This is a genomic window from Streptomyces sp. PA03-1a, from assembly GCF_033792805.1.
Classification (GTDB): Bacteria; Actinomycetota; Actinomycetes; order Streptomycetales; family Streptomycetaceae; genus Actinacidiphila.
Genome location: NZ_JARAVO010000027.1, coordinates 37586 through 54902, shown reverse-complemented (window position 1 = coordinate 54902; position 17317 = coordinate 37586). Strand labels below are relative to the sequence as shown.

21 protein-coding genes and 5 tRNA genes are annotated in these 17317 nt (G+C 71.6%); 7 read left to right on the top strand and 19 right to left on the bottom strand.

Annotated elements, in window-relative coordinates; translation table 11 throughout:
• Positions 1-242 precede the first annotated feature (242 nt).
• Positions 243-428 (top strand): 50S ribosomal protein L28, encoded by a 186-nt coding sequence (gene rpmB / locus PV341_RS08720; protein WP_014628431.1) that lies wholly within the window; start codon positions 243-245, stop codon positions 426-428.
• A gap of 94 nt (positions 429-522) precedes the next feature.
• On the opposite strand, the gene thiD is transcribed toward rpmB, so the two are convergent.
• Entirely contained in the window at positions 523-1311 is a 789-nt protein-coding gene (thiD, locus tag PV341_RS08715; protein ID WP_500325636.1) for a bifunctional hydroxymethylpyrimidine kinase/phosphomethylpyrimidine kinase, read from the bottom strand.
• Positions 1312-1333: 22 nt separating this feature from the next.
• Positions 1334-2293: a thiamine-monophosphate kinase gene (locus PV341_RS08710; protein ID WP_499514196.1), complete on the bottom strand. Its 960-nt coding sequence runs from the start codon at positions 2291-2293 to the stop codon at positions 1334-1336.
• Positions 2294-2448: 155 nt separating this feature from the next.
• On the opposite strand from PV341_RS08710, the gene PV341_RS08705 reads away from it, so the two are divergent.
• Positions 2449-2682, top strand: coding sequence for an Lrp/AsnC family transcriptional regulator (locus tag PV341_RS08705; protein ID WP_018562083.1), 234 nt, complete (start codon positions 2449-2451; stop codon positions 2680-2682).
• Between the two features lie 23 nt (positions 2683-2705).
• On the top strand, positions 2706-3197 hold the full coding sequence (locus PV341_RS08700; RefSeq protein WP_500357270.1) for a DUF3515 domain-containing protein: 492 nt from the start codon (positions 2706-2708) through the stop codon (positions 3195-3197).
• 34 nt (positions 3198-3231) lie between these two features.
• Here the strand turns inward: PV341_RS08700 and PV341_RS08695 are convergent, their stop codons facing one another.
• From PV341_RS08695 to PV341_RS08685, 3 genes are read right to left on the bottom strand one after another with little or no spacing between them, the layout of a single operon-like run.
• A complete protein-coding gene (locus PV341_RS08695) occupies positions 3232-4368 on the bottom strand; it encodes a D-alanine--D-alanine ligase family protein (protein WP_500325634.1) in 1137 nt (378 codons plus the stop codon).
• Between the two features lie 27 nt (positions 4369-4395).
• Positions 4396-5343, bottom strand: a complete 948-nt coding sequence (locus PV341_RS08690) for an NAD(P)H-dependent glycerol-3-phosphate dehydrogenase (protein WP_500325860.1) — start codon at positions 5341-5343, stop codon at positions 4396-4398.
• 50 nt (positions 5344-5393) lie between these two features.
• Positions 5394-6119, bottom strand: coding sequence for a lysophospholipid acyltransferase family protein (locus tag PV341_RS08685; protein WP_500325632.1), 726 nt, complete (start codon positions 6117-6119; stop codon positions 5394-5396).
• Between the two features lie 289 nt (positions 6120-6408).
• On the opposite strand from PV341_RS08685, the gene cofC reads away from it, so the two are divergent.
• Positions 6409-7122, top strand: coding sequence for a 2-phospho-L-lactate guanylyltransferase (gene cofC, locus PV341_RS08680; protein ID WP_500357268.1), 714 nt, complete (start codon positions 6409-6411; stop codon positions 7120-7122).
• A 10-nt stretch (positions 7123-7132) separates the two neighbouring features.
• Positions 7133-7351 (top strand): hypothetical protein, encoded by a 219-nt coding sequence (locus PV341_RS08675; RefSeq protein WP_018562077.1) that lies wholly within the window; start codon positions 7133-7135, stop codon positions 7349-7351.
• Between the two features lie 76 nt (positions 7352-7427).
• Here PV341_RS08675 and PV341_RS08670 read toward each other — a convergent pair whose 3' ends face one another.
• The 4 genes from PV341_RS08670 to leuC form a co-directional block, all read right to left on the bottom strand.
• On the bottom strand, positions 7428-8039 hold the full coding sequence (locus PV341_RS08670; protein WP_500325631.1) for an HU family DNA-binding protein: 612 nt from the start codon (positions 8037-8039) through the stop codon (positions 7428-7430).
• A gap of 123 nt (positions 8040-8162) precedes the next feature.
• A complete protein-coding gene (locus PV341_RS08665) occupies positions 8163-8396 on the bottom strand; it encodes an SCO5555 family protein (RefSeq protein WP_018562075.1) in 234 nt (77 codons plus the stop codon).
• Between the two features lie 132 nt (positions 8397-8528).
• Positions 8529-9122, bottom strand: a complete 594-nt coding sequence (leuD, locus tag PV341_RS08660) for a 3-isopropylmalate dehydratase small subunit (RefSeq protein WP_500325629.1) — start codon at positions 9120-9122, stop codon at positions 8529-8531.
• A gap of 5 nt (positions 9123-9127) precedes the next feature.
• Positions 9128-10549 carry a 3-isopropylmalate dehydratase large subunit gene (gene leuC / locus PV341_RS08655; protein WP_499514190.1) on the bottom strand — a complete coding sequence of 474 codons (1422 nt, stop codon included), beginning with the start codon at positions 10547-10549 and terminating at the stop codon, positions 9128-9130.
• A 161-nt stretch (positions 10550-10710) separates the two neighbouring features.
• Here leuC and ndgR point away from each other — a divergent pair, with 161 nt between their 5' ends.
• Positions 10711-11427 carry an IclR family transcriptional regulator gene (gene ndgR, locus PV341_RS08650; protein WP_499514189.1) on the top strand — a complete coding sequence of 239 codons (717 nt, stop codon included), beginning with the start codon at positions 10711-10713 and terminating at the stop codon, positions 11425-11427.
• Positions 11428-11442: 15 nt separating this feature from the next.
• Here ndgR and PV341_RS08645 read toward each other — a convergent pair whose 3' ends face one another.
• Entirely contained in the window at positions 11443-11943 is a 501-nt protein-coding gene (locus PV341_RS08645; protein ID WP_500357266.1) for a DUF4188 domain-containing protein, read from the bottom strand.
• An 81-nt stretch (positions 11944-12024) separates the two neighbouring features.
• Here PV341_RS08645 and PV341_RS08640 point away from each other — a divergent pair, with 81 nt between their 5' ends.
• Positions 12025-12669: a MerR family transcriptional regulator gene (locus PV341_RS08640; RefSeq protein ID WP_500325626.1), complete on the top strand. Its 645-nt coding sequence runs from the start codon at positions 12025-12027 to the stop codon at positions 12667-12669.
• Between the two features lie 76 nt (positions 12670-12745).
• On the opposite strand, the gene PV341_RS08635 is transcribed toward PV341_RS08640, so the two are convergent.
• From PV341_RS08635 to PV341_RS08595, 9 genes are all read right to left on the bottom strand, one after another.
• Positions 12746-12818, bottom strand: a tRNA-Glu gene (locus PV341_RS08635).
• A gap of 18 nt (positions 12819-12836) precedes the next feature.
• Positions 12837-12908: transfer RNA gene (locus PV341_RS08630), tRNA-Gln, on the bottom strand.
• 12 nt (positions 12909-12920) lie between these two features.
• Positions 12921-12993: transfer RNA gene (locus PV341_RS08625), tRNA-Glu, on the bottom strand.
• A gap of 27 nt (positions 12994-13020) precedes the next feature.
• A tRNA-Glu gene (locus PV341_RS08620) sits at positions 13021-13093 on the bottom strand.
• A gap of 17 nt (positions 13094-13110) precedes the next feature.
• A tRNA-Gln gene (locus PV341_RS08615) sits at positions 13111-13182 on the bottom strand.
• A gap of 87 nt (positions 13183-13269) precedes the next feature.
• A complete protein-coding gene (locus PV341_RS08610; protein WP_500325624.1) occupies positions 13270-13989 on the bottom strand; it encodes an HAD family hydrolase in 720 nt (239 codons plus the stop codon).
• A 9-nt stretch (positions 13990-13998) separates the two neighbouring features.
• On the bottom strand, positions 13999-14958 hold the full coding sequence (locus PV341_RS08605) for a pseudouridine synthase (RefSeq protein WP_500325622.1): 960 nt from the start codon (positions 14956-14958) through the stop codon (positions 13999-14001).
• Positions 14959-15027: 69 nt separating this feature from the next.
• Positions 15028-16512: a glutamate--tRNA ligase gene (gltX, locus tag PV341_RS08600; protein WP_500325621.1), complete on the bottom strand. Its 1485-nt coding sequence runs from the start codon at positions 16510-16512 to the stop codon at positions 15028-15030.
• Positions 16505-17296 carry a fumarylacetoacetate hydrolase family protein gene (locus PV341_RS08595; protein WP_499514183.1) on the bottom strand — a complete coding sequence of 264 codons (792 nt, stop codon included), beginning with the start codon at positions 17294-17296 and terminating at the stop codon, positions 16505-16507. The genes gltX and PV341_RS08595 overlap by 8 nt, the downstream gene beginning before the upstream one ends.
• Positions 17297-17317 lie beyond the last annotated feature (21 nt).

The following is a 17317-nucleotide window of genomic DNA, read 5'->3' as shown; positions in this document are numbered from 1 at the left end:
GACCTGGGGTGGGGAGGTGTCCGCACGCAGCGTACTGAGCGCCGGGGCCCACCGGGCGACCGCCCGTACCGCTGACCATGGTAATTTCGAGGGACAGGAGCGGACGTAGTATGCTGCTCCGGTTGCCTGGGGCTGTCCCGGGCCGTCCCTCGGCATCACTGGTCTTCCTTCAATCATTTTGACGGATGCCGGATGCCGCCGGGATTTATCCGTTAGTGCATCTGAAGTCTTTGGAGTGACCCGTGGCTGCCAACTGCGACGTCTGCGGCAAGGGGCCGGGCTTCGGCAACAACATCTCGCACTCGCACCGCCGTACTCGCCGTCGTTGGAACCCCAACATCCAGACGGTGCGTGCTGTGGTCGGTCGGACGCCGAAGCGCCTCAACGTCTGCACCTCGTGCATCAAGGCCGGCAAGGTCGCGCGCTGACGCATAGGACGTCGTAGCGCAGCCTTGCGGCTACCGGAGCCGGTCCACCCTCGTGGTGGACCGGCTTTCTGCTGTGCCCTCCCGCCGGTTCGCCTCAGCGCTGCCGCCAGGCGTGGTCCACGGGGCCGATGCCGCCGCCCAGGGGGAAGCCCGCCGCGATGGCGCCGGTGACGTACTCCTTGGCGGCGTGGGCCGCCTCGGGGACGTCCAGGCCCCGCGCCAGGAACGAGGCGACGGCGGACGCCAGGGTGCAGCCGGTGCCGTGGGTGTGCCGGTTGTCGTGGCGCGTGGCGCGCAGCCAGTGCTCGCGGCTGCCGTCGGTGAGCAGGTCGACGGCGGCGCCGCTGAGGTGGCCGCCCTTGATCAGGACCCAGCGGGGGCCGCACTTGAGGACGGCCGCCGCGGCCTCGCGCATGGCGGGCTCGCCGTCCACGACGACTCCTGTGATCTGGCGCACCTCGTCCAGGTTCGGGGTGGCGACGGTGGCCAGCGGCAGCAGGCGGGTCCGTACGACGTCGACGGCGTCGGCGGCGAGCAGCGGGTCGCCGTGCTTGGAGACGCCGACGGGGTCGACGACCACGGGGACGTCGAGCGGGGCGAGGAGTTCCGCGACGGCGGTGACGAGTTCCGCCGAGGAGAGCATCCCGGTCTTGACCGCCTGGACGCCGATGTCGTCCACGACACTGCGGAACTGGGCCCGTACGGCGTCCACCGGCAGGTCCCAGGCGCCCTGGACGCCCAGTGAGTTCTGCGCCGTGACGGCCGTGACCACGCTCATCCCGTGGACGCCGAGGGCGAGCATGGTCTTCAGGTCGGCCTGGATGCCCGCTCCGCCGCCGGAGTCGGAGCCGGCGACGGTGAGCACACGCGGTGGGATCGTCATACGGCGAATCTAGTCGCCGTCGCTACTCGGATCCGAAGTGGTCCCAGCCGCCCGCCTTGTCCCAGGGGGCGCCGTCCACGGTGACCTGGGGTGCCGTGGTGGCCTTCACCACCCGGCCGATGACCCGCCAGCGGGCGGGCAGCTTCGTGTCCGGGGGGAAGGCGGCGACTATCGCGTGGTCCTCTCCCCCGGTCAGCACCCAGTGCAGCGGGTCGACCCCGACGGCCTGGCCGATGTCGGCCATCTGCGCGGGGATGTCGATGTCGGCGGAGGACAGGTCTATGGCGACGCCGCTGGCGGCGGCGATGTGGCCGAGGTCGGCGACGAGCCCGTCGCTCACATCGGTCATGGCCGTCGCACCGAGTTCCGCGGCGGCGGGACCTGCGTGGTACGGCGGTTCGGGACGGCGGTGGGCCTCGACGAAGGCCCGCGGCGAGCGGAACCCCCGGGAGAGGACGGCCAGTCCCGCCGCGGACCAGCCCAGCCAGCCGGTGACGGCGACGACGTCGCCGGGGCGGGCACCGGATCGGGTGACGGGTTCGCGGTCGCGCAGGTCACCCAGTGCGGTGATGGAGACCATGATCGTGTCACCGCGGACGACGTCGCCGCCGACCACGGCCGCGCCGGCCACCTGGCACTCGTCCCGGATGCCGTCCATCAGCTCGACCGGCCAGGTCACCGGCAGGTCGGCAGGGACGACCAGGGCGAGCAGCACCGCGGTCGGGACGGCACCCATGGCGGCGATGTCGGCGAGGTTCTGCGCGGCGGCCTTGCGGCCCACGTCGTAGGCGGTGGACCAGTCGCGGCGGAAGTGCCGCCCCTCCACGAGCGCGTCGGTGGTGGCCACCACCCGCCGGTCCGGGGCGGCGACCACGGCGGCGTCGTCACCCGGTCCGAGCCGGACGGCGGGGCTGGAGGTGAGCCGGGCGGTCAACTCCCTGATGAGTCCGAACTCCCCCAGTTCGCCCACGGTGCCCTTCATCTGACTGTCCCCTTCACCTGGCCGGTCCCCTTCTGTGTGCGCTTGCGCGACGGCTTCGGCACGGCCGGTACCGCGCGGGTCTCCCCGCGGCATGCGGCGACGCGGTACCGTGACGTTCCCTCCCACATGATCCTCGTAGCCGCCCTGGAGGTTCCGTGGTACAGGCGTACATTCTGATCCAGACCGAGGTCGGGAAGGCCTCGGCAGTAGCGGAGGTGATCTCCAAGATTTCCGGGGTCATCCAGGCCGAGGACGTCACCGGTCCGTACGACGTGATCGTGCGGGCCCAGGCCGACACGGTCGACGACCTGGGGCGCCTCGTGGTTGCGAAGGTGCAGCAGGTGGAGGGCATCACCCGCACCCTGACCTGTCCGGTCGTCCATCTGTAGGCCCCCTGTAGGCTCGGCGGGTGATGTACCGCCGGGTCGCGCTCGTCTCCCTGTCCGCCGTCGCGTGCTCGTCCGCGGCGGCGGTCTGGATTTCCGCTTCCGGCGGTGCCGCGGGCGGGGTCGCCGTCCCGTCGCCCTCCGCCTCCGCCGCCCGGATGTGCGGCGCCCTCCACGACGCGCTGCCGCGGAAGGTCGACGGCCTGTCGAAGCGGTCGGTGAGCCCCGTCTCCGACCTCACCGCCGGATGGGGGGATCCTACGGTGGTGCTGCGCTGCGGCGTGCCGCGACCCGAGATGCTGACCCCGGGCAGCGCGGCGTACAACCCCACCGCGGACGCGGTGGAGGTCAACGGCGTGAGCTGGCTCATCGAGAAGACCGACGACGGCTACCGCTTCACGACGACCGGCCGCAGGACCTTCGTCGAGGTGACGGTGCCGGCAAAGTACGCGCCCGAGGTCGATCCGCTGACCGACCTCGGACGCGCCGTGGAGACGACGATCCCCTCCGAACTCTGACGGGTCCGGCGGACCGCTCCCGGCCGATCGCGGCTCAGCGCAGGCCGGTGGAGCGCCGCAGCGCGGCCTGGATCAGCCGGTCCACCAGTTCCGCGTAGCCGACGCCGCTCTCCTGCCACATGCGCGGGTACATGGAGATCGGCGTGAAGCCGGGCATCGTGTTGATCTCGTTGATCACGAACTCGCCGTCGTCCTGCAGGAAGAAGTCCGCACGGACCAGGCCCTCGCAGGAGGCCGCGTCGAAGGCGGCCACGGCGAGCCGCTGCACCTGCGCGGTCTGCTCCGCGGTCAGCGGCGCGGGGACGACGCCCTCGGCGGAGTCGATGTACTTCGCCTCGAAGTCGTAGAAGTCGTGCGCGGTGACCGGGGGGATCTCCGCGGGGACCGAGGCGCGCGGGCCGTCCTCGAACTCCAGGACGCCGCATTCGATCTCGCGGCCCCGCAGCAACGACTCCACGAGCACCTTGGGGTCGTGCCGGCGGGCCTCCTCGATCGCCTCGTCCAGGCCGGTGAGGTCGTCGACCTTGCTGATGCCCATGGAGGACCCGGCACGGGCGGGCTTCACGAAGACCGGCCAGCCGTGGTCGGCGGCGAAGTCCACGACCTTCTTGCGGGCCGCGGCCGGGTCGTTCTCCCACTCGCGCGGGCGGATCACGACGTACGGGCCGACGGGCAGGCCGAAGGAGGTGAAGACCCGCTTCATGTACTCCTTGTCCATGCCCACGGCCGAGGAGAGCACTCCGGAGCCGACGTAGGGCACGCCGGAGAGTTCCAGCAGGCCCTGGAGGGTGCCGTCCTCGCCGTACGGGCCGTGCAGCATGGGGAAGACGACGTCGACGTCGCCCAGGACCTTGGGCACCGAGCCGGGCTCGCTGTAGACGACCTCACGGCTGGCCGGGTCCACCGGCAGCAGCACCGTGCCGTCGGAGGACTCGGTGAGCTGCGCGACGCTGGGCAGCGTGCGGTCGGCGATCGCCATCCGGGACGGGTCGTCGGCGGTGAGCGCCCAACGGCCGTCGGTGGTGATGCCGATCGGCAGCACGTCGTACTTGTCGCGGTCGATCGCGCTCAGCACCGCGCCTGCGGTGACGACCGAGATGGCGTGCTCGGAGCTGCGTCCGCCGAAGACGACGGCGACGCGCGGCTTGCGGGAAGAAGGCTGAATGCTCATGTCGCGTTGACCTTACCGTTCCGGACGTCAGCGTTCCGACTTCGCGGAGCGCGACATCAGCTCCTTGACCGCGACGACGGGCTGCTTCCCGTTGTGCACGATGTCGACGACGGTCTCGGTGATGGGCATGTCGACGCCGTGCCGGCGGGCCAGGTCGAGCACCGACTCGCAGGACTTGACGCCCTCGGCGGTCTGCCGGGTGACCGCGATGGTCTCCTCCAGCGTCATGCCCTTGCCCAGGTTGAAGCCGAAGGTGTGGTTGCGCGACAGCGGCGAGGAGCAGGTCGCGACCAGGTCGCCCAGACCCGCCAGGCCGGAGAAGGTCAGCGGGTCGGCGCCGAGCGCGATGCCGAGCCGGGTGGTCTCCGCCAGTCCGCGGGTGATCAGCGAGCCCTTGGTGTTGTCGCCCAGGCCCATGCCGTCGGCGATGCCGACCGCCAGGCCGATCACGTTCTTCACCGCGCCGCCGAGTTCGCAGCCGACGACGTCGGTGTTGGTGTACGGGCGGAAGTACGCGGTGTGGCTGGCGGCCTGCAGCCGCTTGGCGACGGACTCGTCACGGCAGGCGACCACGCTCGCGGCGGGCTGCCGCGCGGCGATCTCCTTGGCGAGGTTGGGGCCGGACAGCACGGCGACGCGCTCCGGGCCCGCCTTGGCGACCTCCTCGATGACCTCGCTCATCCGCTTGGCCGTGCCGAGTTCGACGCCCTTCATCAGGCTGACCAGCACGGAGTCGCGGGGCAGCAGCGACTGCCACTCGGCCAGGTTGCCGCGGAGCGTCTGCGACGGTACGGCGAGGATCACGAACTCCGCGTCCCGGGCGGCCTCGGCGGGGTCGGTGGTGGCCCGGATCGACTCCGGCAGCTCGGTCCCGGGCAGGTAGTACGGGTTGCTGCGCGTGCTGTTGACGGCCTCGATCACCTCGGGGCGGCGGCCCCACATGGTGACCTGGGCACCCGCGTCGGCGAGGACCATCGCGAAGGCGGTGCCCCAGGAGCCCGTGCCGTAGATCGCGCAGCGCGTCGTCACTTGGTGCTGCCCTTCTGCTTGCGCGGGTCGAAGCGCTCGGCGGGCGGGGTCTGACCGCGCAGTTCGCCCAGCAGCTCGCTGACCGCGGCCATGATGGTGTCGGTGGCGTCCTTGAGCACCTCGACGCTGGCCTCCTGTCCGTAGAAGGCCGACAGGTCCACCGGCGGCCCGGCGACGACCCGCAGCGTCTTGCGCGGGAAGAGGCGCAGCTTCTTCTCCTTCGCGTACGGCGGCATGACCTCGTTGGCGCCCCACTGGGCGACCGGGATCACGGGGGCCTTGGTCATCAGCGCGACCCGGGCGACGCCCGTCTTGCCCACCATCGGCCACATCTCGGGGTCGCGGGTCAGCGTGCCCTCCGGGTAGAAGGCGACGCACTCGCCGGAGTTGATGGCGTCCACCGCGGCCCGGAAGGCGTTGGCGGCGTCGGTGCTCTCCCGGTAGACGGGGATCTGGCCGGTGCCGCGCAGGATCGCGCCGACGAAGGCGGGCTTGAACAGCGGCGCCTTCGCGAGGAAGCGGGGGACCCGGCCGCTGTTGTACTGGAAATGCGCGTACGACAGCGGGTCGAGGTACGAGTTGTGGTTGACCGCCGTGATGAATCCGCCCTCGACCGGAATGTGATCCATTCCGCGCCAGTCCCGCTTGAAGAGAACGACAAGCGGCGGTTTGGCGATGACGGCTGCGAGCCGGTACCAGAAGCCGATTCTGCGGCGGGACACCAGAACTCCTCCTCGTTCCGCCGCCGACCCGGGATCACCGGACCGCGGCCTGCTGTGGTCGGCGGCACCGTACGGCCGGTGCGGCCGCACAAGTGTCGCCGGTAGGGCCACCGTAACGCCAGGGCGAAAGGCCCTCGGGGTGCTCCCCGGCGGAAGCACCGAGGCCAGGAGGCCCGGGCACGCACCAGGGAGATCGTGCACCCGGAGGCGGGCCGCCGGGAAGGGGGGTTGAGGGCAGGGTGGTGGTGGGCCCGGGGGACCCGAGCACAATAGTTCGGTGTCACCACCCGTGGAATGGTCGCTCGTCGTCCCGCTGAAGCCGCTGGCCGCCGCCAAGAGCCGCCTCGCGGAGGCCGTCGGCCCCGTGCGGCCCGGACTGGCACTGGCCTTCGCGCAGGACACCGTGGCCGCCGCCCTCTCCTGCGAGGCGGTACGAAATGTGACGGTCGTCACCGATGATCCGCTCGCCGGGGCCGCGCTGTCGGCCCTCGGGGCGCGCGTCCAGGCGGACTCCCCGGCGGCCGGGCTCAACGCCGCGCTGCGGCACGGCGCCGACGTGGTCCGCAGGCGCCACCCCACCGCGGCCGTGGCGGCCCTGAACGCCGATCTCCCGGCCTTGCGGCCCACCGAACTGGCAGCGGTGCTCCGCGCGGCCGCCCGGCGCCCAGGACGGTCGTTTCTGGCCGACGCGGCCGGAATCGGCACCACGCTGCTTGCGGCCACCGCCGGGACCGCCCTCGCGCCGGCCTTCGGGGGGCCCTCACGCGCCCGCCACCGGGCTTCCGGCGCCCACGAGATCGTCCTGCCGGACGTGGACTCCGTGCGCCGGGACGTGGATACGGGCGAGGACCTGGCCGCCGCCCTGGTGCTGGGGGTCGGGCCGTACACGCGGGCGCTGCTGCGGCCCGGACTTCGGGCGGCTCCGCAGGAGGGTCCCGCGGGGCCCGGGCCCGCCGATTGCCCGGCGGCGGGCGCACCGGCCCCGGGAAGCGGTGCCCGATAGGCTGGGGCCCATGCAGGCCACCGCGTACACCTACGACCCCGAGACCCGCGCCGGCAGCGTGCTGCTGGACGACGGGACGCCGCTGCCGTTCGACGCGGCGGCGTTCGACGCCGGGGGCTTGCGGCTGCTGCGGCCCGGTCAGCGGGTGCGGATCCGCACCGAGGGCAGCGGGGACGGGCGCCGGGTGGTGTTCGTGACGCTGCAGACCTTCCCCGACCCGGGGGCCTGAGGACATGACGGCACGGGCCGGGTGCCCCTGAGTCAGGGGTACCCGGCCCGTCGGCGTGTGCGGGTCCGCGGAATCGTTACCGCTTCGCGGTCCGCTTGGTGGCGGTCTTCCGGGCCGCCGACTTGGCGGGCGCTTTCTTGGCCGGGGCCGTCTTCTTGGCGGTCGCCTTCTTCGCCGTGGTCTTCTTGGCGGTCGCCTTCTTCGCCGTCGTCGCCTTGGCCGCGGTGGTCTTCTTGGCCGTGGCCTTGGCGGCGGTGGTCTTCTTGGCCGTGGCCGCCTTGGCAGCGGTGGCCTTCTTCGCCGTCGTCTTCTTCGCGGCGGCCTTCTTGGTGGTGGCCTTGGCGGTGACGCCTCCGCTCAGGCTGCCCTTGGGCGCCTTCTTGACGGAGACCTCTCCGACCTTGGGGAGCTTCTTCGACCCGCTGACCAGGTCCTTGAAGCCCTGACCGGCGCGGAAGCGCGGGACGGAGGTCTTCTTGACCCGGACCCGCTCCCCGGTCTGGGGGTTGCGGGCGTAGCGGGCGGGACGCTCCACCTTCTCGAACGAGCCGAAGCCGGTGACCGAGACCCGGTCCCCGCTCACCGTCGCGCGGACGATCGCGTCCAGGACGGCGTCGACCGCGTCCGCGGCCTGCTGACGGCCGCCGAGCTTGTCGGCAATCGCTTCAACGAGCTGCGCCTTGTTCACGTCTTCCCCTTCGGAAACTTGCCCGGCGATGAAGTTCGGGCTTTTTCGCACGCTAGGCGGATATATACCGCAAATCAAATACGAAACGGGCGAATCACCCTTGTGCCGCAACGAACTCGGGGCTCAGGAAGACCTTTGATCGGGGAATCGGCCTTCGTCGAGGTCCTTCATCAGTTCCTCCAGACGCCTTGCCGCACCTGCGAGATCGTGCTTCGCGGCCGCGGTGATGACGAGCAGCCGCCGGGTCAACTGCATCCTGACGTCCTCCGGCACTTGCAGACCCGCCACCCGGGTGTGGGCCTGCTTCAACCTGGCAGCGAGGAACCCGTACAGCTCGAGTTGGCCATCGTGTTCCATGTGCCGATTGTGTCATCTGCGGTGAGTTGTCACGAGGTGTGGAGCCGAACACGCCGCAGCGCCCCCCGCCCGGTGGGGGCGGGGGGCGCTGCGGAGGTGGGCCGGCGGCGGCCGCGGGGGCCGCCGGACCGCTCAGACCTGCAGGGTCTGCGGCTTGAAGGAGGGGCGCTTGGCCTCGTAGGCGGTGATGTCGGCCTCGTTCTGCAGGGTGAGGCTGATGTCGTCCAGGCCGTTGAGCAGCCGCCAGCGGGCGTTGTCGTCCAGTTCGAAGGGGGCGGTGATCCCCTCGGCGCGGACCTCGCGGGCCTCCAGGTCGACGGTGATCTCGGCCGTCGGGTCGGACTCGGTCAGCTTCCAGAGCTCCTCGACCGTCTCCTGCGGCAGGATCACGGTGAGCAGGCCGTTCTTCAACGAGTTGCCGCGGAAAATGTCGGCGAAGCGCGCGGAGATGACCGCCTTGAAACCGTAGTTCTGCAGGGCCCACACCGCGTGCTCGCGGGAGGAGCCGGTGCCGAAGTCCGGGCCCGCGACCAGGACGGTCGCCCCCTGGCGCTCGGGCCGGTTGAGGACGAACTCGGGGTCCTTGCGCCAGGCCTCGAACAGGCCGTCCTCGAAGCCGTTGCGGGTGACCTTCTTCAGCCAGTGGGCCGGGATGATCTGGTCCGTGTCGGCGTTGCTGCGGCGCAGCGGGACGGCGCGGCCGGTGTGCGTGGTGAAAGCTTCCATCGTTCTCAGGCCTCCAGGACGGCTGCGCCGGGCAGATCGGCGGGGGACGAGAGGTGGCCGGTGACCGCGGTCGCGGCCGCGACCTGCGGCGACACCAGGTGGGTGCGGCCGCCCTTGCCCTGCCGTCCCTCGAAGTTGCGGTTGGAGGTGGACGCGGAGCGCTCACCGGGGGCCAGTTGGTCGGGGTTCATGCCCAGGCACATCGAGCAGCCCGCGTGCCGCCACTCGGCGCCGGCCTCCTTGAAGACCTTGTCCAGGCCCTCCTCCACGGCCTGCAGGGCGACCCGGACCGAGCCGGGCACGACCAGCATCCGCACGCCGTCGGCGATCTTGCGGCCCTTGACGACGGAGGCGGCGGAGCGCAGGTCCTCGATGCGGCCGTTGGTGCAGGAGCCGACGAAGACGGTGTCGACCTTCACCTCGCGCAGCGGCGTACCGGGCTCCAGGGCCATGTACTCCAGGGCCTTCTCGGCGGCCAGGCGGTCGCTGGGGTCCTCGAAGCCGGCCGGGTCCGGCACGGAGGCGCTGAGCGGGGCGCCCTGGCCGGGGTTGGTGCCCCAGGTGACGAACGGGGACAGGGAGGCGGCGTCGATGACGACCTCGTGGTCGAAGACGGCGTCCTCGTCGGTCCTGAGCGTGCTCCAGTACGCGACCGCCGCGTCCCAGTCCTCGCCCTGCGGGGCGTGCGGACGGCCCTGCAGGTAGTCGAAGGTGGTCCGGTCGGGGGCGATCATGCCGGCCCGGGCGCCCGCCTCGATCGACATGTTGCAGATGGTCATCCGGGCCTCCATCGAGAGCTTCTCGATGGCCGAGCCGCGGTACTCGATGACGTAGCCCTGACCGCCGCCGGTGCCGATCCTGGCGATGATCGCCAGGATCAGGTCCTTGGCGCTGACGCCCTCGGGCAGCTCGCCGTCGACGGTGATCGCCATGGTCCTGAACGGGGCCAGCGGCAGGGTCTGGGTGGCCAGCACGTGCTCGACCTGGCTGGTGCCGATGCCGAACGCCAGCGCGCCGAAGGCGCCGTGGGTGGAGGTGTGGCTGTCACCGCAGACGACCGTCATGCCCGGCTGCGTCAGGCCCAGCTGCGGGCCGACGACGTGCACCACGCCCTGCTCGACGTCGCCCAGCGGGTGCAGCCGCACCCCGAACTCGGCGCAGTTCTTGCGCAGCGTCTCCAGCTGCGTGCGCGATACCGGGTCGGCGATCGGCTTGTCGATGTCGAGGGTGGGGGTGTTGTGGTCCTCGGTCGCGATGGTGAGGTCCAGCCGGCGCACCGGGCGGCCGTTCATCCGCAGACCGTCGAAGGCCTGCGGGCTGGTGACCTCGTGGAGCAGGTGCAGGTCGATGAAGAGGAGGTCGGGCTCGCCCTCGGCGCGCCGTACGACGTGATCCTCCCAGACCTTTTCCGCGAGTGTCCGTGCCATCGCATTCCCTCCGACCGGCCGCTCTGCCGGCCTGTTCGTCGTTGCCCTGCGTGTCCGCCCCCTTGTGGGGAGTGGCCGCAGCGGCCCTGTGCATTCCAGCGTGCCGCGTCCGCCGGAAAATTGAACTTGCGTTTCACAGAGTGAGACGGGAGTATCGTTGCATGGACAACAGTAGTGGCGTCGGCGTTCTCGACAAGGCGGCTCTGGTGCTCAGCGCACTGGAGTCCGGCCCGGCCACCCTGGCCGGGCTCGTGGGCGCCACGGGTCTCGCCCGCCCCACCGCGCACCGTCTCGCCGTCGCCCTGGAGCACCACCGGATGGTGGCGCGCGACATGCAGGGGCGCTTCATCCTCGGTCCCCGGCTGTCCGAACTGGCCGCCGCGGCGGGCGAGGACCGCCTGCTGGCCACGGCCGGGCCGGTGCTCACGCATCTGCGGGACATGACCGGCGAGAGCGCCCAGCTCTACCGTCGCCAGGGCGACATGCGCATCTGCGTGGCCGCCGCCGAGCGGCTGTCCGGACTGCGGGACACCGTCCCGGTCGGCTCCACGCTGCCGATGAAGGCCGGCTCCGCCGCCCAGGTCCTGCTCGCGTGGGAGGAGCCGGAGCGGCTCCACCGCGGGCTGCAGGGGGCCCGCTTCACCGCCACCGCACTGTCCGGCGTACGGCGCCGCGGCTGGGCCCAGTCGATCGGCGAGCGCGAACCGGGCGTGGCGTCCGTCTCGGCCCCGGTGCGCGGCCCGTCCAACCGCGTCGTGGCGGCGGTCTCCGTCTCCGGCCCGATCGAGCGGCTCACCCGGCACCCCGGGCGCATGCACGCGCAGTCCGTCGTCGACGCCGCCGCCCGCCTGTCCGAGTCCCTGCGCCGCAGCGGCTGAGCCGGGACGCCGGCCTCAGGCCGCCCGCCCCTCGCCCGCCGTCAGCCGCTGGGCCGCGGTCTCGCCGCGGCGGCCCACCGGGACGACCCCGGTCGCGGCGCCCAGCCCGAAGGCGGGCATGTCGACGTACACGGACTCGTAGCCGCCCGCCGGCACGGCGTACGTCTCGTGCCAGAAGCCCACCCTGCCCTTACCGGCCCGCGCGCGACGGTTGAACGCCGCCCACGCGGGCCGGTGCTGCTTGTCCTGCTGGGAAGCGTAGGCGAAGAGCTGCTCCGTGGACTTCCAGTACTGGACGACGTAGATCACGCGGGGCCCGCCGAACAGCAGCCGGTACCCGAGGAACCCGCTTCCGTCGTCCTGCGACAGCTCCCGCAGCATCCGCGGCATGGCCCGGAACACCGGGAGCCAGCTGCCCAGGGACCGGAAGCGGTTGATCCGCATCCCGATGAGGAACACGACGATGCCGCCCTCGGCGGCGGCGGTGTTGCGGCCCGGAATCACCTGCGCGGACATGAGGAACCCCTGTCGGTCGTCTTGGATAGTGGCACTATCCATGCTTGGATAGTGCCACTATCCAATGGAGGGCGCAAGGGAATGCGACTGGCCGAGCTGAGTGAACGCAGCGGCGTGGCGACGGCCACGATCAAGTACTACCTGCGCGAAGGGCTGCTCCCGCCCGGCCGTCGCGTCACGGCCACGCAGGCCGAGTACGGGGAGGAGCACCTGCGCCGGCTGCGGTTCGTCCGGGCGCTGATCCAGATCGGCAAGGTGCCGGTGGCCACCGCGCGGGAGGTACTCGCCGCGGTGGAGGACGAGTCGCTCAACCAGCACCTGCGGCTCGGCGCCGCCACCTTCGTCCTGCCGCACGGCCCGGAGCCCGACGAGGACGACCCGGCGACGGGGACCGCCCGCCGCGAGGTGGACGGGCTGATGGCCGAACTGGGCTGGCGGTACGGCAGCGAGGAGCACGGCCCCTCCCCCGCCTACCGGATGCTCGTCACGGCGGTCGCCGCCCTGACCCGCCTCGGATACCCCAGCAGCGCACGGCACTTGGCGCCCTACGCGCGCCTTGCCGCCCAACAGGCCGTCCACGACCTGGATCTGGTCGAGATGTACGACACCCCGCTGGAACAGGCGGCCGCCGCCGTGACGCTCACGGTGCTCTACGAGCCCGTGCTGCTGAGCCTGCGCCGGCTCGCCGAGGCCGAGGAGTCCCGCCGCCGCTTCGGAGTTGGGTGAGGCGGGCCGCCGGGAACGGGCGCGGACGGGGAAACAGGAGAGGCCCCCCGCCGAAGCGGGGGGCCTCTCCTCGATGTACCCCCGACCGGATTCGAACCGGCGCTACCGCCTTGAGAGGGCGGCGTGCTAGGCCGCTACACAACGGGGGCAAGTCTTGTGGAAATGTGCTGGGGTACCAGGACTCGAACCTAGACTAAATGAACCAGAATCACTCGTGCTGCCAATTACACCATACCCCATGGTGTGTCAAGTACCCCCGACCGGATTCGAACCGGCGCTACCGCCTTGAGAGGGCGGCGTGCTAGGCCGCTACACAACGGGGGCCCTAGCGATCCCTACCAGAGAGATCAGTACCCCCGACCGGATTCGAACCGGCGCTACTGCCTTGAGAGGGCAGCGTGCTAGGCCGCTACACAACGGGGGCTTTGCAGAAGATCTGCGCTGGGGTACCAGGACTCGAACCTAGACTAACTGAACCAGAATCAGTCGTGCTGCCAATTACACCATACCCCACCAAAACTCAACCCCCCGTGGGGGGTTTTGTTTGGCCGCGCTTCCCGCGCTGGCCTTTCGGCCCGCCCGGGCGGCGCAGGAAGAACATTACCCGATCGGTGACGGGGCTCCAAAACGAGTATCCGCCGCCAGAAGTGCGGGCAGCTCCGCGAGCCCCGTGATCCGCCGCAGGTCCGGCGCGGTGACGGAACCCGTACGGTCCAGCCACACCCCGTACAGGCCCGCCGCGTCCGCGCCGCGCGCGTCGGTGTCGGCCTTGTCGCCGACGTAGGCGACCTCCGCCGGCGGCAGTCCCAGCGCCTGGCACGCTCCCAGGAAGGCCTCCGGCGCGGGCTTGGCGTGCCCCAGTTCCTGCGAGCACACCAGGCACTCGAACCGGTCGCGCAGGCCCAGCCGGGTCAGCTTGCGCTCCTGGTGGGCGGTGCCGGAGTTGGACAGCAGGCCGTGCCGGTAGCCGGGGGTGAGCGCCTCCAGGGCCGGTACGACGTCGGGGAAGACCGCCCAGGCGGCCTCGAAATGGACGTAGTAGGCCGCGAACCAGGCGTCGGCCGCGGCGTCGCCGACGGCCGGCCCCAGCAAGGCCCTGACCCGCTCCCTGCGGTGCTCGGTGAAGGTCAGCTCGCCGGTGAGGAAGCGCGTGTAGTGCGTCTCCATGACCTCGCGCCACGTGCGCAGCGCCCGCTCCTCGCCGCCGAACGCGCCGAGCAGGCCCTCGGCCTCCAGGTGACGCAGCGCTCCGGTCCGCTCGGCGCCCGAGTAGTCGAAGATCGTGTCGTCGATGTCCCAGAGCACGGCGCGGATCGGCATATGCCGACTCTAGCCCTGTGCTCCGTCCGGGGTACCGGCGCGCGGCGGACACCGGGTGAACAGCGTCCGGCCGCTCTCGAAACGGTGCCGCTCGCCCGTCACGGGGTCGTCGAACTCCAGCACCCGGGCCAGCAGCCGCAGCGGGCGGGAGAAGTCACCGGGCGCCGCGGGCGGCAGGACGTGCGGGTAGACGGGGTCGCCGAGGATCGGCACCCCCAGGGCGTTCATGTGCACCCGCAGCTGGTGGGTACGGCCGGTCTCCGGGCGGAGCCGGTAGCGGGCCAGCCCGTCGCGGTGGTCCAGCAGTTCCACGTGGCTGCGGGCGTTGGGTTCGCCGGGGACCTCCCGGGCCGCCATCTGCCCGCGCTCCTTGACGATCCGGCTCTCCACCGTGCGCGGCAGCGCCAGGGCGGGGTCGTGCCGGGCCACCGCCTCGTACTCCTTGCGGGCCAGCCGGTCCCGGAAGATCGTCTGGTAGGCGCCGCGCAACTCGGGGCGGATCACGAACATCACCACGCCCGCCGTGAGCCGGTCGAGGCGGTGGGCCGGGCTCAGCTCGGGCAGCGCGAGGTCGTGGCGCAGCCGGGTGAGCGCCGTCTCCACGACGTGGCCGCCGCGCGGCATGGTGGCGAGGAAGTGCGGCTTGTCGACGACGAGCAGCCGGTCGTCCCGGTGGAGCACCTCGATGTCGAAGGGCACCGGGACCTCGTCCGGCAGCTCCCGGTGGAACCAGACGTGGCCGCCCGGACGGTAGGCGGCGTCGCGGGCGAGCGGGCCCTCGGCGCCGTGCACCTCCCCCGCCGCGAACATGGCGTCCAGCCGCTCCGGGGAGACCGCGGCGCCGAGCCGGTCCACCAGGTGGTCGCGGACCGTCGCCCAGGTCCCGGTGCCGGGCAGCCGCACGCGCACGGGGTCGACCCCGCGGCGCTGGGGCAGCGGGGGGATCGGGGGCCTGGTCCTGCGGCGCATGGCGTGGTCCGGGAAGCGTGCCGCCCCGGGCTCCTGGTCAAGGGCCCGGGGCGGATCGGCGTACCGCGGTCAGCCGGCCAGCTTCGCCAGGGCGGCGTCGACGCGGGCCAGGGTGCGCTCGCGGCCGAGCACTTCGAGGGACTCGAAGAGCGGCAGCCCGACGGTGCGGCCGGTGACGGCGACCCGGACCGGCGCCTGGGCCTTGCCGAGCTTGAGGCCGTGGGTCTCACCGGCGGTGAGGACGGCGTCCTTCAGGGCCTCGGCGTTCCAGTCCGCGGCCGCCAGGTTCTCCCGGGCGGTGGTGAGCAGCGCCGAGGCGGCAGCCGCGTCCTTCATCGCCTTCTGCCAGGACGCCTCGTCCTCCACCGGCGTGTCGAGGAAGAGGAAGTCGACGTTGTCGGTGATGTCGGAGAGCACGGTCAGACGGGTCTGCGCGTGCGGCGCGATCGCCTCGAAGGCGGCCTGGTCGAACGCCTCGGGCGCCCAGGGGGCGAACGGGGCCTTCAGCCACGGGCCGCAGGCCTCGGCGAACGCCTTCACGTCCAGCAGGCGGATGTGGTCGGCGTTGATCGCCTCGGCCTTCTTGAGGTCGAAGCGCGCCGGGTTGGCGTTGACCGCGTCGATGTCGAAGGCGGCAACCATCTCCTCGACGGTGAAGACGTCGCGGTCGGCGGAGAGCGACCAGCCCAGCAGCGACAGGTAGTTCAGCAGGCCCTCGGGGAGGAAGCCGCGCTCCCGGTAGAGGTTGAGGGAGGACTGCGGGTCGCGCTTGGAGAGCTTCTTGTTGCCCTCGCCCATGACGTACGGCAGGTGGCCGAAGTGCGGGGTCGTGCCGTTGCCGACGCCGATCTCGGCGAGCGCGCGGTAGAGCGCGATCTGGCGCGGGGTGGAGGACAGCAGGTCCTCGCCGCGCAGCACGTGCGTGATCTCCATCAACGCGTCGTCGACCGGGTTGACCAGCGTGTACAGCGGGGCGCCGTTGGCCCGGACGATGCCGTAGTCGGGCACGTTGTCCGGGGTGAAGGTCAGCTCGCCGCGGACGAGGTCGGTGAAGGTGATCGTCTCGTCGGGCATGCGGAAGCGGACGATGGGCTCGCGGCCCTCGCGCTCGTACGCGTCGACCTGCTCGGCGGTGAGGTCGCGGCAGTGGCCGTCGTAGCCGGAGGGGCGGCCGGCGGCGCGGGCGGCCTCCCGGCGCTCGTCGAGCTCCTCGGTGGTGCAGTAGCACTTGTACGCGTGACCGGACCCGAGCAGCTTCGCGGCGACGTCCTTGTAGACGTCCATGCGCTGCGACTGCCGGTAGGGCGCGTGCGGGCCGCCGACCTCGGGGCCCTCGTCCCAGTCGAAGCCGAGCCAGCGCATGGCCTCCAGCAGCTGCTGGTACGACTCCTCGGAGTCGCGGGCGGCGTCGGTGTCCTCGATCCGGAAGACCAGGGTGCCCTGGTGATGGCGGGCGAACGCCCAGTTGAACAGGGCGGTGCGGACCAGGCCCACGTGGGGGTTGCCGGTCGGCGAGGGGCAGAAACGTACGCGTACGGGTGCTGCGCTAGTCACGCTTGATCACCTTGTTGGTGAGAGTGCCGATGCCTTCGATGGTGACGGCGACCTCGTCGCCGACGTGGAGCGGTCCGACCCCCGCCGGGGTGCCGGTGAGGACGACGTCGCCCGGGAGCAGCGTCATGGCCTCGGTGATGTGCACGATCAGGTCCTCGATGGAGCGGATCATCTGGCTCGTGCGGCCGGACTGGCGCGGCTCGCCGTTGACAGTGGCGGTGACGGCGAGGTCGTTGGCGGCGGCGAGGTCGAGGTCCGTCTCGATCCAGGGGCCGATGGGGCACGAGGAGTCGAAGCCCTTGGCGCGCGCCCACTGCTTCTCGGCCTTCTGGGCGTCCCGCGCGGTGACGTCGTTGGCGCAGGTGTACCCGAGGACGACCTCGGCGACGCGCTCGCGCGGGACCTCGCGGCACATCCGGCCGATGACGACGGCGAGCTCGGCCTCGTGGTGCACCTCCTGCGAGAAGGAGGGGTAGACGATGGGGTCGCCCGGGCCGATCACCGAGGTGGACGGCTTGAAGAAGGCGACCGGGACCTCCGGCACCTCGTTGCCCAGCTCGGCGGCGTGTTCGGCGTAGTTCCGCCCGATCGCGACGACCTTGCTGGGGAGCACGGGCGGCAGCAGCCGGACCTTGCTCAGCGGCACCTTCGTGCCGGAGCGCTCGTACTCGGCGAACGGGATGCCCTTGATGATGTCGAGGACGAGTCCGTCCGGGACGGACTCGTCGCCCTCGACGACGCCGAAGGCGACATTGCCGTCGATGGAGAACCTGGCGATGCGCACGGGAAGCAGCTCACCTCACTG

What these genes read in the sequence shown, in the direction of transcription:
- PV341_RS08640 (WP_500325626.1), top strand. Translation starts at nt 12,025, where the DNA reads ATGCGACTGGCCGAGCTGAGTGAACGCAGCGGCGTGGCGACGGCCACG.
- thiD (WP_500325636.1), bottom strand. Translation starts at nt 1,311, where the DNA reads ATGACGATCCCACCGCGTGTGCTCACCGTCGCCGGCTCCGACTCCGGC.
- PV341_RS08610 (WP_500325624.1), bottom strand. Translation starts at nt 13,989, where the DNA reads ATGCCGATCCGCGCCGTGCTCTGGGACATCGACGACACGATCTTCGAC.
- PV341_RS08605 (WP_500325622.1), bottom strand. Translation starts at nt 14,958, where the DNA reads ATGCGCCGCAGGACCAGGCCCCCGATCCCCCCGCTGCCCCAGCGCCGC.
- PV341_RS08645 (WP_500357266.1), bottom strand. Translation starts at nt 11,943, where the DNA reads ATGTCCGCGCAGGTGATTCCGGGCCGCAACACCGCCGCCGCCGAGGGC.
- leuD (WP_500325629.1), bottom strand. Translation starts at nt 9,122, where the DNA reads ATGGAAGCTTTCACCACGCACACCGGCCGCGCCGTCCCGCTGCGCCGC.
- PV341_RS08690 (WP_500325860.1), bottom strand. Translation starts at nt 5,343, where the DNA reads ATGGTCCTCGCCGACGCGGGTGCCCAGGTCACCATGTGGGGCCGCCGC.
- PV341_RS08710 (WP_499514196.1), bottom strand. Translation starts at nt 2,293, where the DNA reads ATGAAGGGCACCGTGGGCGAACTGGGGGAGTTCGGACTCATCAGGGAG.
- PV341_RS08695 (WP_500325634.1), bottom strand. Translation starts at nt 4,368, where the DNA reads ATGAGCATTCAGCCTTCTTCCCGCAAGCCGCGCGTCGCCGTCGTCTTC.
- leuC (WP_499514190.1), bottom strand. Translation starts at nt 10,549, where the DNA reads ATGGCACGGACACTCGCGGAAAAGGTCTGGGAGGATCACGTCGTACGG.
- PV341_RS08700 (WP_500357270.1), top strand. Translation starts at nt 2,706, where the DNA reads ATGTACCGCCGGGTCGCGCTCGTCTCCCTGTCCGCCGTCGCGTGCTCG.
- PV341_RS08675 (WP_018562077.1), top strand. Translation starts at nt 7,133, where the DNA reads ATGCAGGCCACCGCGTACACCTACGACCCCGAGACCCGCGCCGGCAGC.
- ndgR (WP_499514189.1), top strand. Translation starts at nt 10,711, where the DNA reads ATGGACAACAGTAGTGGCGTCGGCGTTCTCGACAAGGCGGCTCTGGTG.
- PV341_RS08665 (WP_018562075.1), bottom strand. Translation starts at nt 8,396, where the DNA reads ATGGAACACGATGGCCAACTCGAGCTGTACGGGTTCCTCGCTGCCAGG.